This window comes from Agathobaculum sp. TL06 (genome assembly GCF_054658635.1).
In genome coordinates, this window is the sequence record NZ_BAAGGY010000093.1 from 1 (window position 1) to 255 (window position 255).

1 pseudogene is annotated in these 255 nt (G+C 60.4%); it reads left to right on the forward strand.

Annotation, left to right across the window (positions count from 1 at the left end):
* Positions 1-255 (forward strand): annotated as a pseudogene (locus ACYQ3S_RS15775) (tryptophanase); the annotation flags it as partial.

Below are 255 nucleotides of genomic sequence, written 5' to 3' on the forward strand. Positions count from 1 at the left end.
TCTCCGACTTTGACGAGAACGGCAACATCATCACCGATGTCGGCGTTACGCTGAAGGTCAAGCAGATCTCCTGCTACGGCAACGATTCGTACGGCGGCATGTCGGGCCGTGATATCATGGCGCTGGCAGTCGGCCTGTACGAGAGCTGCGACTTCAACTACCTGAACGAGCGCGTTGCACAGTGCAACTATCTGGCAGAGGGCTTCTACAAGGCGGGCGTCAAGGGCGTTGTGCTGCCGGCCGGCGGCCATGCGG